The organism is Faecalispora jeddahensis, assembly GCF_000577335.1.
Classification (GTDB): Bacteria; Bacillota; Clostridia; order Oscillospirales; family Acutalibacteraceae; genus Faecalispora; species Faecalispora jeddahensis.
In genome coordinates this window covers 78,504-91,225 of the sequence record NZ_CBYL010000005.1, presented here as the reverse complement: position 1 = coordinate 91,225, position 12,722 = coordinate 78,504, and the positions used below count along the sequence as shown (strand labels likewise).

Annotated in this window: 11 protein-coding genes; 10 read left to right on the top strand and 1 reads right to left on the bottom strand. The window is 53.2% G+C overall.

Annotated features, from left to right (window positions below; translation table 11 throughout):
- The first annotated feature begins 58 nt into the window (after window positions 1–58).
- From TY09_RS03385 to TY09_RS03375, 3 genes are read left to right on the top strand one after another with little or no spacing between them, the layout of a single operon-like run.
- The gene (locus TY09_RS03385) at window positions 59–1,537 is read left to right on the top strand and encodes an ABC transporter ATP-binding protein (protein WP_042431217.1); all 1,479 of its coding nucleotides are present in this window, start codon (window positions 59–61) and stop codon (window positions 1,535–1,537) included.
- 13 nt (window positions 1,538–1,550) lie between these two features.
- Window positions 1,551–3,332: an ABC transporter ATP-binding protein gene (locus TY09_RS03380; RefSeq protein ID WP_042431215.1), complete on the top strand. Its 1,782-nt coding sequence runs from the start codon at window positions 1,551–1,553 to the stop codon at window positions 3,330–3,332.
- Window positions 3,326–5,038, top strand: a complete 1,713-nt coding sequence (locus TY09_RS03375; RefSeq protein ID WP_042431213.1) for an ABC transporter ATP-binding protein — start codon at window positions 3,326–3,328, stop codon at window positions 5,036–5,038. Before TY09_RS03380 ends, TY09_RS03375 begins: the two co-directional genes overlap by 7 nt.
- A gap of 107 nt (window positions 5,039–5,145) precedes the next feature.
- Here the strand turns inward: TY09_RS03375 and TY09_RS03370 are convergent, their stop codons facing one another.
- On the bottom strand, window positions 5,146–5,646 hold the full coding sequence (locus TY09_RS03370; RefSeq protein ID WP_042431210.1) for a metal-dependent transcriptional regulator: 501 nt from the start codon (window positions 5,644–5,646) through the stop codon (window positions 5,146–5,148).
- A 232-nt stretch (window positions 5,647–5,878) separates the two neighbouring features.
- On the opposite strand from TY09_RS03370, the gene TY09_RS03365 reads away from it, so the two are divergent.
- From TY09_RS03365 to TY09_RS03340, 7 genes are all read left to right on the top strand, one after another.
- On the top strand, window positions 5,879–6,118 hold the full coding sequence (locus TY09_RS03365; protein WP_042431209.1) for a FeoA family protein: 240 nt from the start codon (window positions 5,879–5,881) through the stop codon (window positions 6,116–6,118).
- A 93-nt stretch (window positions 6,119–6,211) separates the two neighbouring features.
- Entirely contained in the window at window positions 6,212–8,365 is a 2,154-nt protein-coding gene (feoB, locus tag TY09_RS03360) for a ferrous iron transport protein B (RefSeq protein WP_042431208.1), read from the top strand.
- Between the two features lie 391 nt (window positions 8,366–8,756).
- Window positions 8,757–9,575 carry a MerR family transcriptional regulator gene (locus tag TY09_RS03355; RefSeq protein WP_042431206.1) on the top strand — a complete coding sequence of 273 codons (819 nt, stop codon included), beginning with the start codon at window positions 8,757–8,759 and terminating at the stop codon, window positions 9,573–9,575.
- A gap of 284 nt (window positions 9,576–9,859) precedes the next feature.
- The gene (locus tag TY09_RS17550) at window positions 9,860–10,885 is read left to right on the top strand and encodes a TlpA family protein disulfide reductase (RefSeq protein WP_052335545.1); all 1,026 of its coding nucleotides are present in this window, start codon (window positions 9,860–9,862) and stop codon (window positions 10,883–10,885) included.
- Between the two features lie 62 nt (window positions 10,886–10,947).
- Window positions 10,948–11,100 carry a CD1871A family CXXC motif-containing protein gene (locus TY09_RS18540; protein WP_187119573.1) on the top strand — a complete coding sequence of 51 codons (153 nt, stop codon included), beginning with the start codon at window positions 10,948–10,950 and terminating at the stop codon, window positions 11,098–11,100.
- Window positions 11,093–11,959, top strand: coding sequence for a 4Fe-4S binding protein (locus TY09_RS03345; protein WP_042431203.1), 867 nt, complete (start codon window positions 11,093–11,095; stop codon window positions 11,957–11,959). Before TY09_RS18540 ends, TY09_RS03345 begins: the two co-directional genes overlap by 8 nt.
- A gap of 119 nt (window positions 11,960–12,078) precedes the next feature.
- Entirely contained in the window at window positions 12,079–12,591 is a 513-nt protein-coding gene (locus TY09_RS03340; RefSeq protein ID WP_042431201.1) for a hypothetical protein, read from the top strand.
- Window positions 12,592–12,722: the final 131 nt, after the last annotated feature.

Here is a 12,722-nt window from a genome sequence, read left to right as displayed (position 1 = left end):
AGGCGGGGGCAAGATTCAACCGCTTTTTTTAAGTGAAACGGTACGATGGGGATGGACAATGATTGAGTTAAAGAATGTCTCTTTTCAGTATGAAAATGCCGATTGCGCCAGCAGCGTCAAAGACATCTCGCTGAAGATTGCCGACGGCGAGATGATTTTACTTTGCGGGGAGTCCGGCTGCGGCAAAAGTACGCTGACAAGGCTGATCAACGGCCTGATTCCGAACTTCTACGCGGGTCGGCTGAGCGGCAGCGTCTGCATCGACGGGGAAGCGGTGGAAAACCAGCCTCTGTATGAAACGGCCCGAAAGGTCGGCTCCGTCTTTCAGAATCCCCGCTCTCAGTTTTTTAATGTGGATACCAAAAGCGAGCTGGCCTTTGCCTGCGAAAATATGGGCATGCCGGAGGAAGAGATCGAGCGGCGCATTGACCGCACCGTGGAGAGCTTCGGCATTCAAAAGCTGATGTACAAAAGTATCTTTGAGCTGTCGGGCGGCGAGAAGCAGAAAATCGCCTGCGCGTCGGTTTCCGTCAGCTCGCCGGAGGTGATCGTGCTCGACGAACCCTCCTCAAACCTGGACGTGTTCGCCATCAGCGATCTGCGGCGTATCCTTCAAATGTGGAAGGCCGAGGGAAAAACCGTTATCATTGCCGAACACCGCCTGTACTATCTTCGCGAGCTTGCGGACAGAGCGGTTTATCTGAAGGACGGCAGAATCCGCCGCATTCTGAGCCGCAGCGAGCTGAACGCGCTCAGCAGCAATGAGCTGGCAGAGCTGGGGCTCAGGCCCCTTACGCTGGAGGGCCTTGCGGAACGCCGAACAAGGACGGCGAACGACGGGCAGACGGTCTGCATCCGTGAGCTGGCCTTTGCCTATGAGAGGCGAAAGCCATTTTTGAACATAGAACAGCTTTCTGTGCCCAAAGGCGGCTGCATCGCCGTGATCGGCCATAACGGTGCGGGGAAGACCACCTTTTCCCGGTGTCTGTGCGGGCTTGAAAAGCGATGCGGCGGAGCGATTCAGGATGGCGAACGGCACCTCAGGCGCGGAAAGCGGCTGAAGCACTGCTACATGGTGATGCAGGATGTCAATCATCAGCTGTTCTGCGAAAGCGTGCTGGACGAGGTTCTGCTCAGCATGCAGGAGGAGGACCGGGAGCGGGCCGAGCAGATCCTTTCGGCGCTCGATCTGCATGCGCTGCGCAATGTTCACCCGATGGCTCTTTCGGGCGGGCAGAAGCAGCGGGTCGCAATTGCCTGCGCGGTTGCGTCGCAGCGGGAGTACATCCTGTTCGACGAGCCCACCAGCGGGCTGGACCTGCGCCACATGAAAGAGGTGGCAAATCACATCGATGAGCTTAGGAACGCAGGGAAAACGCTGTTTGTCGTTTCGCACGACCCGCAGTTTATTCTGACCTGCTGCTCCTATGTGGTTCATATTGAGCGGGGCCGTGTAGAGGCTCAGTATCCTATGGATGCCGAGGGCCGAAACCGGCTGCGCGATTTCTTTGCCTGTTCTGTTGAGCAGAGTGTATAAGGAGGGAAATAATTTGAAACAACAGTCAAGCATATCGCGGCTGTTTGTGTATGCGGGCGGGTTCCGATACCTGACAATCGCGTCATGGATTTTATCTGCGGTCAGCGCACTGATGGCCCTGGTGCCGTTTGTGTACATCTGGATGATCATCAAAGAGGTGCTGGAGGTCGCCCCGAACTTTTCGTCGGCGCAAAATCTTGCGCACAATGGGTGGATGGCGGTGCTGTTTGCGGCGCTGTCGCTGTTTGTGTATGTCGGCGGTCTGATGTGCTCTCATATTGCCGCGTTTCGCATCGCGGCCAATATCCGCAGTAAGGCCATGCACCATATCGTTACGCTGCCGCTCGGGTTTATGGACGGCTTCGGCAGCGGCAAAATGAGAAAGATCATCAACGAATCCAGCGCCGCCACCGAAACATATCTGGCGCATCAGCTGCCGGATAAGGCGGGCGCCATCGCCACGCCGATCGGCCTGCTTGGGCTTCTCTTCTTCTTTGACTGGCGGCTTGGGCTGCTGAGCATTGTTCCGGTGATTCTCGCTTTCCTGATCATGATCAAAATGACCGGCGAAAAGATGCAGCAGAAGATGAAGGAATACCAGAACGCGCTGGACGATATGTCGAACGAAGCGGTGGAATATGTACGCGGAGTCCCGGTGGTGAAAACCTTTGGGCAAACGGTGTTTTCGTTTAAGCGCTTCAAGGCCTCGATCGACAATTACGGCAAGTGGGTCATCTCTTACACAAAGCAGCTTCGCATGCCGATGATGGGGTACACCACGGCGATCAACGGTGTGTTTGCCTTTTTGATCGGCGCTGGCCTGTACTTTACGCAGGGCGGCGTGACCAATACGTTTTTGATCAACCTGATCTTCTATATCATCATCACCCCGGTCATTTCCATCACGCTGACAAAGATCATGTTTTCCAGCGAGAACGCCATGATCGTCAAGGACGCTCTGGAGCGCATCGACAGCGTTTTGGACATCCAGCCGCTGAAGGAAGAAACGGAGCACCCGGTTCACCCGAAGAATGCTTCCGTAGAGCTTCAGAATGTGCGCTTCAGCTATGACGGAACGCATCAGGCGGTGGACGGCGTCACCCTGAAAATCGAACAGGGGAAAACCGTTGCGCTGGTCGGCCCGTCCGGCGGCGGCAAATCGACCCTCGCGGCTTTGATCGCGCGGTTCTTTGACGTCAACGAGGGCAGCATCCGCATCGGCGGGGCTGATATCCGCGAAATCCCGAAGGCAGAGCTGATGAAGACGGTGTCCTTTGTCTTTCAGGACAGCCGGCTTCTGAAGGCATCCATCCTCGATAACGTCCGCCTTGCAAAGCCGGACGCCACCCGGGAAGAGGTCATGAAAGCACTGAAAGCGGCGCAGTGCATGGACATCATTGAAAAAATGCCCGACGGACTCGACACGATCGTCGGTACCAAGGGTGTGTTTCTCTCCGGCGGCGAGCAGCAGCGGATCGCCATTGCGCGCGTAATGCTGAAAAACTCGCCGGTCGTGATTCTGGACGAAGCGACTGCATTTGCCGATCCGGATAACGAAAGCCGCGTACAGGCCGCGTTTGCCGAGCTTTCCAAAGAAAAAACGGTGATCATGATTGCCCACCGCCTGACTACGGTAGTGGATGCGGATGAAATTTTCGTTTTAAAGGACGGGAAGATCCTCCAGAACGGCACGCATCAGCAGCTTTTGGCTGAGGGCGGCCTGTATACGGAAATGTGGAACAACTACCAGACCTCCGTCAAATGGAAGGTTGGGAAGGAGGCTGTATCATGCTGAAAAAAATTCAAAGAGCCTTTGCGCTGTCGGAACAGGGCGCAAAAGACTTGATCAAGGGCAGTGTGGCCTGTGTATTTCGCGATCTGGCGCTGATGTTCCCGGTTGGACTGCTGTATTACCTGGTTCGCGATCTGCTCACCGGTACAGCGCCGAACGGCACTTTTTATGTGGTTGGGGTTCTGGTCTGCCTTGCACTGATTTTTATCACTACCTATTTTCAGTACAACGCCACCTTTTTTGCCACCTATACAGAAAGCGGCGTACGCCGCATTTCTCTGGCGGAAAAGCTGCGTAAGATTCCGCTCTCCTTTTTCGGCAAAAAAGACCTGGCCGATCTGACCAGTACCATCATGGCGGACTGCGCCTATCTGGAAACCTCGTTCTCGCACTATATCCCCGTGCTGTTCGGGTCGATCGTTTCCACCGTTGTGGTTTCTCTCAGCCTGTTTGCGTTTGACTGGCGCATGGCGCTGGCCTCTCTATGGGTGATCCCCGTTTCGTTCCTGATTGTTGCTTTTTCGGTCAGGGTACAGGACGCGCTGAGCCAGAAGCAGATGGATGCCAAAATGGCCTGCGCGGACGGAATTCAGGAGTGCCTGGAATCGGTGCGCGATTTAAAATCGAATAACGCGGAGCAGGATTACCTGAAGGGCTTGGACAAAAAAATCAAGGCGGTGGAAAAGCGCGCCATTGTTTCCGAGCTCGGTACAGCGGTGTTCGTCGTAACGGCCCAGCTGGTGTTGAAGATCGGCATCGCGACCGTTGCGCTGACCGGCTCCGTCCTCCTTGTGGACGGTACGCTCGATGTGCTGACCTTCTTTATGTTCCTGCTGGTAGCCTCCCGGCTGTACGATCCCTTCCAGGCCGCGCTGCAGAACTTTGCAGCGGTTCTTGCCACGCGTACGCACGTGGCCCGCATGAATGAAATTCTGGATCATCCGGTGCAGTCCGGCTCCTCAGAATTCCACCCCGACGGGTGCGATATCACCTTCGATCATGTTGCGTTTGCCTACAATGGGGAAGAGGATGTGCTCAAAGATGTTTCCTTTACTGCAAAGCAGGGAGAGGTGACCGCGCTGGTTGGCCCCTCCGGCGGAGGAAAGACCACGGTGTCGCGCCTTGCGGCCCGCTTCTGGGATGCCAGCCAGGGCAAAATCACGCTCGGTGGGAAGGATGTATCGCAGGTTGACCCCGAAACGCTTCTTTCCATGTATGCCATTGTATTTCAGGATGTCACCCTGTTCAACAACACGGTGATGGAGAATATCCGCATCGGACGGCGCAACGCCACCGACGAGGAGGTCATTGCGGCGGCAAAGATGGCCCGCTGCGACGAGTTCGTGTCGCAGATGCCGAAAGGCTACCAGACGATGATCGGCGAAAACGGCACGGCGCTTTCCGGCGGCGAACGCCAGAGAATCTCGATCGCCCGCGCCCTGCTCAAAGACGCCCCGATCGTACTGCTCGATGAGGCGACGGCTTCTCTGGACGTGGAGAACGAAACGCTGATTCAGTCGGCGATTTCCGAACTAGTGAAAAACAAGACCGTGCTCGTGATTGCGCACAGAATGCGCACAGTGGCCGGTGCCGATAAGATCGTCGTTCTTTCTGAAGGGACGGTGGCCGAGCAGGGAACACCGGCGGAGCTGATGAAACAGAACGGCATCTACCATCACATGGTGCAGCTGCAGACAAAGCAGGCTTAGGCCAGTCACCTAAAATCCGGCGTTTTTTCCGCCGACGTCACAAGCTTTCCCATTTCGGGCCTTCCGCCAATTGGCGGAAGGCCTGTTTTGCGTTTTGGTTCTGGTTTTCAGTTTTCTGGGGCAGGCGGTGTGTCGGACGTTTTCTGAAATTCCGTAAACTGCCGCAGAATCTCAGGGTGATCGGTGAAAAAACGGTTGAGCAGGTCGATGTCCGAAACGGTCGAGGGGCTCAGCGTGTGCTCGATCAGCTCGGTTTCCTCCAGCGGATTGGAGCTGCCCAGCAGCTTTAAAAAGGTTTCGATCGTCCGGTGCCTGGCCAGAAGATATTCTCCCATTGTTTGGCCCTCTTCCGTGAGCAGAATCACCTCGTAGCGGTCGTATTTCAGGTAGCCGAGGGCGGCCAGCTTCGAAATCATTTTAGAAGCGGACGACGGCTTGACATGGAGCAGTTCAGAGAGCTGTCCCACACGGGCGTAATGATTTTCCAGATGAAGCCTGTACGCCATCTCTAAATAATCCTCCAGCGCCGGGGTCAGCTGGCCGTCCTGATGGTTCGCCAGCTGGTACCCCCGCACGGTTCTGAAATCTGAATTGCTGCTGTTATTCATAGAATCAAACCCTTAACTGTATTTTCTGGTCATTTCAGGATGGAAATAAATCTGTAAAAAGGTTGATTTTCTCCCCCGCCGAAGGCGGGGGAGAAAATTGCCGGATTCCTGTGAGTATTACATTATATTCGTAACACAATTTATTTAGGCATCATATATTAGCGCAGGGAAACAATTTTGCCCCGCGCTGACTAGGCCTTGTTGGAAGGCCTGTTTTTAGGAGGAAATTTTCATGAATCGAAACCAGATCACTCTGGATCAGCTGCCGGTAGGCAGTAAAGCGAATGTCACAATGCTGACATCTGACGGAACCACCAGAAGGCGTATGCTTGACCTCGGGGTCGTGAACGGAACCGAAATCGAGCCTCTTTATAGAAGCCCCTCCGGCAATCCGGTTGCATACCTGATCCGCGGCGCGGTGATCGCGCTGCGCTCCGACGTATCGGAGAAAATTGTCGTTTCAGTATCGTAATGAACGTGAGGAAACGGGAAGCGCGGCCGCCGTGCGGAATACGAGACGGCAGGCTTCCCGTTCCGCTGATTCTTATTTTGGGAGGATTTTTGCATGGGATTAACAAACGCATCTACGGGTGCCGGCGTGCTGAATCACTGCGGTCTACATATTGAAAAGGAGACTGAGCAGGATCAAATCATCGCGCTGGCCGGAAATCCAAATGTCGGGAAAAGCACCGTTTTCAATGGCCTGACCGGTATGAATCAGCATACGGGCAACTGGCCCGGGAAAACGGTTGTCAATGCGCAGGGGCAGTACCACCATAACGACACCAATTACATCATGGTGGATATTCCCGGGACGTATTCGCTGATCGCCAATTCCGCCGAGGAAGAGGTCGCGAGGGACTTTATCTGTTTCGGTGGGGCCGACGCGGTGGTTGTGGTGGCCGATGCCACCTGCCTGGAGCGCAATCTGAATCTGGTGCTTCAAACCATGGAGATCACCGATCGTGTTGTGCTGTGCGTCAACCTGATGGATGAGGCGAAGAAGAAGAAAATCAAAATTGATCTCCCCCGCCTGTCTGAGCGGCTTGGGATTCCGGTGGTCGGCATGAGCGCGAGGTCGGGCAAGGGGCTCGATAAGCTGATGGACACCGTAGCGGCGCTCACGCGAACGGAGGAAAGAAAAAATCCGCTGCGCATCCGATACAGTGACGAGATCGAAAACGCCGTTTCTTTGATCGAGCCTGTGGTCGAAAACGCTTTACAGGGGGCTGTCAACAGCCGGTGGGTGGCGCTGCAGCTGCTTGACAACGACGACAGCCTGCTTCGCTCCATGAAAAACTACCTTGGCCATGATCTGCTGGAGTCGGAAGAGGTTCTGCAACAGGTTGCGCAGGCCAGGCAGGAGCTGGAGGCCGCCGGGATTCCGCAGGAGGAGTTCCGGGATGAGGTGGTTACAAGGATCGTAAAGACCTGTGAGGAGATCAGCCATGAAACAGTACGGTTTGAGCTGGAGAAATACGCCGAACGCGACCGCCGGATCGATCGGATTTTGACCTCCAAGCTGACGGGGATCCCGATCATGATCGCGATGCTGTTTGGGATCTTCTGGATCACCATCAGCGGCGCGAATGTACCGTCGGCCCTGCTTTCCGAGGGACTGTTTTCCCTCGAGCAGCCGCTTAACGATTTCTTTCTTTGGGTATCGGCGCCGGATTGGCTGCGCGGAATTGTCGTAGACGGCGTGTTCCGGACGCTGGCCTGGGTCATTTCCGTCATGCTGCCGCCCATGGCGATCTTTTTCCCGCTGTTCACACTGCTGGAGGATTCCGGGTATCTGCCGCGCATCGCGTTTAACCTCGACCACTTTTTCTGTAAGGCGTGCGCACATGGCAAACAGGCTTTGACCATGTGCATGGGCTTTGGCTGCAACGCCTGCGGCGTGATCGGCTGCCGGATTATCGATTCCCCGCGGGAACGCCTGATCGCGATTCTGACCAATAATTTCGTACCCTGCAATGGCCGCTTCCCGACACTGATCGCGATTATAACGATGTTCTTTGCAGGCGCGGTCGGTGGAGCGTTTCAGTCTGTCGTTTCTACTTTGATGCTGACCGGGGTGATCGTGCTCGGCGTTTTCATGACGCTGATGATTTCCCGTCTGCTTTCAAAGACCATCCTCAAGGGGATGCCGTCGTCCTTTAACCTGGAGCTTCCTCCTTACCGCCGTCCGCAGGTTGGTAAGGTGATCGTGCGCTCCATTTTTGACCGCACGCTGTTTGTGCTGGGCCGCGCCGTAGTCGTTGCCGCGCCCGCAGGCCTGGTAATCTGGGTGCTGGCGAATATCTCCATCGGCGACACGAGCATTCTTGCACATTGTGCGGCGTTTCTCGACCCGTTTGCAAGACTGATGGGGCTGGACGGATATATCCTGATGGCGTTTATTTTGGGCTTCCCGGCAAATGAAATCGTTGTGCCCATTATCATCATGAGCTATATGGCGACCGGGTCGCTGACCGAACTAGAAAGCCTCTCCGAGCTTCACACCCTGCTCGTCAGCCACGGCTGGACGTGGCTGACGGCCGTCTGCGCCATGCTGTTCTGCCTGCTGCACTGGCCCTGCGGCACCACCTGCCTGACCGTTCGCAAGGAAACGCAAAGCCTGAAATGGACCCTTGCATCCTTTGCCATCCCTACGGCTACGGGAATCATCTTGTGCATGATCGTGGCAAATACCGTGCGCCTGCTGGGGCTGGTATAGTAAAAGAGGAAAACGGTAAAGCCCGAAATAGCCCTCACTCCATTATGGCGTGAGGGCTATTTTTTTAGATTATATGGTTATATATTTAGAACTAAAGCAAACGGATGGACTTTGGCGCAGCACTTCTGCTGCGATATGGACCGCCCGGTTATTATCCGGAAAATCAATCGGAAGAATCTTAGGGCAGGGAATGAATCGGATTGGGAACCGGCAAGGCCCTGTTTTTTAATACAATAAAAGGAAAGTCATCCCTTATGAGTTTTTTTGCTCCAACAAATTGCTTGCAATCATATAATTGAAAAAATTTTAAAATACCTGTTGACTCTCACACAGTGAGATACTTTATACTGGGAGTGAGCTCAAAAAAACACATATATGTGAGGGAACGAACATGCTGAAAATAGGTGATTTTTCAAAGCTGTCCAGAATCAGTATCCGCATGCTGCGGCATTATGATGAAATCGGTTTGCTCGTGCCGGAAAGCATTGATTCCGCCACAGGCTACCGGTATTACAGCGAAACGCAGCTTCCGATTGCAAACCGGATCCACGCGCTCAGAGAAATGGGCTTCGGCCTTTCGGTAACGGCTGAAATCCTGAAAACGTATCGTGATCCTGAGGCCTTCCGGCAGTATCTTCTGCTCAAGCGGACAGAAATGCTGGAACAGGAGGAGAAAATCGGCAGACAGCTGCTGCTTCTGGAAACAGCCATCACCCGACTTGGAAAGGATGAAAATGTGATGGAATATATGGTGACACTCAAAGAAATTCCTGAAAGAACTGTGGCAAGCGTCCGAAAAATCATTCCCGCTTATGATCAGGAGGGAATCCTCTGGGAACAGCTCCGGCGCGAGCTTGGCCCGCAGAACGTGCAGTTTGCCACCCCCTGCAACGCAATGGCAATATTTTATGATGAAGGATACAAGGATATCGATCCGGATGTGGAAATTCAGCTTTCCGTACAGGGCAGCTATCAGAATACGGAAAACGTCGTGTTTAAAACCGTTCCGCCTATCCAGATCGCCTCTGCAACCTATCAGGGAAGCTATGAGCAGGTGAGCGATGTTTATCAGGCTGTCGCCAATTGGGTAAAGGACAATCAGTATGATTTCGATGGGCCGATGTTCAGTATTTATCATGTCAGCCCCGCTCAGACACAGAACCCGGATGAACTGGTCACAGAGGTTTGCTTCCCCGTAAAAAAGAAATAAATTCTGCTAAGGCCGCCCGTTCTTTCAAAACGGGCGGCCTTGTTTTGCTGAAAAGCGGATGTACATCTGAAACGCGCGTGGAAAAAATAACAGATTGGGATGCCTTCGGGTATTCTCATGTGGGCAAAATCATGGTAATATAGGGCTGTACCCGCCAAACGATGAGAAATTATTTGCTCCAGGGAACGGGCCGCAATGCTTTGGGCAGTTCTTTTGGGCTTTCTGGTATATCAGGCATTTGGATTTGATAAGATACTGCAAAAGCATGAAAAGGAGAAACAATTATGAGAAAAAGAGGGGTATTCCTGCTTGTGGCCGCTATGCTTTCCCTGTTCTTTTTGGCCGCATGCGATTCCGCTAAGCCTCCGGAGAAAACGGAATATACGACCTATACAGACCCGGTAATGGGCATCAGCATTGATCTGCCGCAAAAGGAACTGACCAGCCGCACGCTTTCCTACAGTCAGATGGATTTGAGCGGAAAGACTGGAAATTTCATTCCCAAAGATGGAACCTCCCTCGTTTTTCAACCGGAAAAATCGGCGGTTTCCCTGTTTGTTCTTCAGTACTACGATGAAAACGAGTGGGACGCCTGGGAACAGGAGGGCCATACTGCGGATGAAATTACCGGCATCGCCAGTTCGCAGGAGCTGGGAAGAAAGAGCGGTGTGGTGTATGTTTACGCGGCTCCCGCGCCCAATGAAGCTGGGATGGATGACGACACCAAGGAAGAGTATCAGCGTGTTCTGAAAATGCTGCCGACCATCCGGCAGAGCATTGCGCTGATGGTTCGGGAGGCCGCAAACACGGGAACCTTTCCGAGTTTCTCCACAAAGGATTTAAATGGCAATCCGGTCGACAGCAAATCGTTTGAAAAGTATCAGCTTACGATGGTGAATTTCTGGGGGACCTTCTGCAGCCCGTGTGTAGAGGAGATGCCGGATTTGGAAAAGCTGAGCAAAGAGATGCCGGAAGGAACGCGCCTGGTCGGAGTGGTAACGGACGTTTCGGAAGAACAAAACAAGCAGACCGCACAGCAGCTGATTTCGAAAACCGGGGTCACTTATGAAAATTGGGTGCCGGATGATTCCCTGATGGAATATATGAACGGTCATATTTCCGGAGTGCCGACCACCTTATTTATTGACGGCAAGGGGCAGATCGTCGGCGAAGCCGTGATCGGCAAGCGCGACATTGAGAAATACAGGGAAGAGCTGACCTCGCGTCTGAATTCGCTGAGCACCGCCGCGGTTTCCTCCGCGGAACAGAGCGCCGCAGAGAGCAGCGCGACTTTGACATCTGAAAAATAAGTTTGAGATATGACGGAATTTCAAATCAAGGGAATTTTGTCTGGGCAGGAGGAGTGCACGCCATGGAACAAACAGACAGAAACAGCCGATTGCTGCGGTGGGGAATTGTCGCGGCAGCAGTGGTGATGATCGGTGTCGGCCTGTGGAACGGAGAGAACCGCATCGTTTTGGCGAAGGCAGTTCAGATTTGCCTGGAGTGCATCGGAATTGGATAAGAGAAAATGGATACAGGCCCTTTTTGCCTTTACGACAAACTCGAATGTGCAGGGATTTTTCAGCGGCAAGATCTACAGGGGGAAACTGAAAAACGTGTGTGTGCCGGGGCTGAACTGCTACTCTTGCCCCGGGGCGCTCGGTGCGTGCCCCATCGGCGCCATGCAGGCGGTAGAAGGCAGCACACGCTACGGCGTGTCGATGTATGTGCTGGGCTTTCTGGTCTTCGTCGGCATTCTGCTGGGGCGCTTTGTGTGCGGCTGGCTGTGCCCCTTCGGCTGGATTCAGGAGCTGCTGTACCGGATACCAAGTCCGAAACGAAAGGTTCCCAAACGAGTCAACAATGTTCTGAAATGGTTGAAATACGGCATTCTGCTCGTGTTTGTGATTCTTCTGCCGATTCTCACGGTGAATGAATTCGGTCTGTCTACGCCGTATTTCTGCAAATATATCTGTCCGGCCGGCACGCTGGAGGGCGGTGTGCCGCTGCTGCTTGCCAACAAACCCCTGCGCAGTGCGGTTGGCCTGTTGTTTACGTGGAAGATGGCGATTCTGATTGCGGTGATCGTCGCCTCAATTCTGATTTTCCGTCCGTTCTGCCGCTATTTGTGCCCCTTAGGCGCGTTCTACTCGCTGTTTAACCCCATCAGCTTTTACCGCTATTCGGTTGATCAGACAAAATGCACCCGGTGCGGGCGGTGCGCGAAGGCCTGCAAAATGGATATCGACGTGTTTCAGACGCCCAACGCTCTGGAATGTATCCGCTGCGGCGAGTGTGTGAAAGCGTGTCCGGAGCAGGCGATTTCCTGCGGCTTTGGAAAAGAGAAGCCGAGACAAACGAAGCGCGTGCAGAGCGAATGAGGGAAAAAACGCATGAAAAAAATCAACAAATAGGATTTTAACAGATGAAATATACCAAACGTATTGAAATTTCATCCTGAAAAGACAGAATCAGTAGGAAAAAGCAAAGGAGAAATACCATGCTGACGCGAGAACCAACCAAAGAGTTATTGCAGGAATACAAATCCATATGGATGCAGTATAAAGATCAGCTCAGGCCAAACAGAAAATCCGGCAGGGAATTGCTCGATTATCTTCAACAGAAGTATATCCTGACCGAGATATGGGACAAGGAAGCCGCTGATGTGGTAGTCTTGAGTGTTACCAAAAATCAGCCGTACAAAGAAAAACTGCCCGTGGGTATGGCTCCGGTTCCAAGAACATTTTTCCTTGAAAACGCAGGGAATGGCGAAGTCTTTTATACAAGCGAAAATAAAGATCCGATCGATATTTGGGGTGGGGATATCACCAGAATTTTTATCGGAATTGATTTGACGACGGGTTATTTTACAGCGGAAGGCAGTACCATGCTTTGGGATGAAATGTATGCTTTTCGCGGTCTGGATGAAGAGGACCTGAAAAACTATGTCCGTGTGGCTCAATACATTTTGGCCCTGAAAAGATTTGGGCTGTTACAACAAACTGTGTTTTGAGAATGATGGGTTCTTTCTATCTCTCAAAACGCAAAAGACAGGCGATCGGCTTTCTGCCGATCGCCTGTCTTTTGCTGTTCCGCTTGCCCAACTGTCTGGTCTGATGGTTCTTTGAACTTCTTTACCGAGCT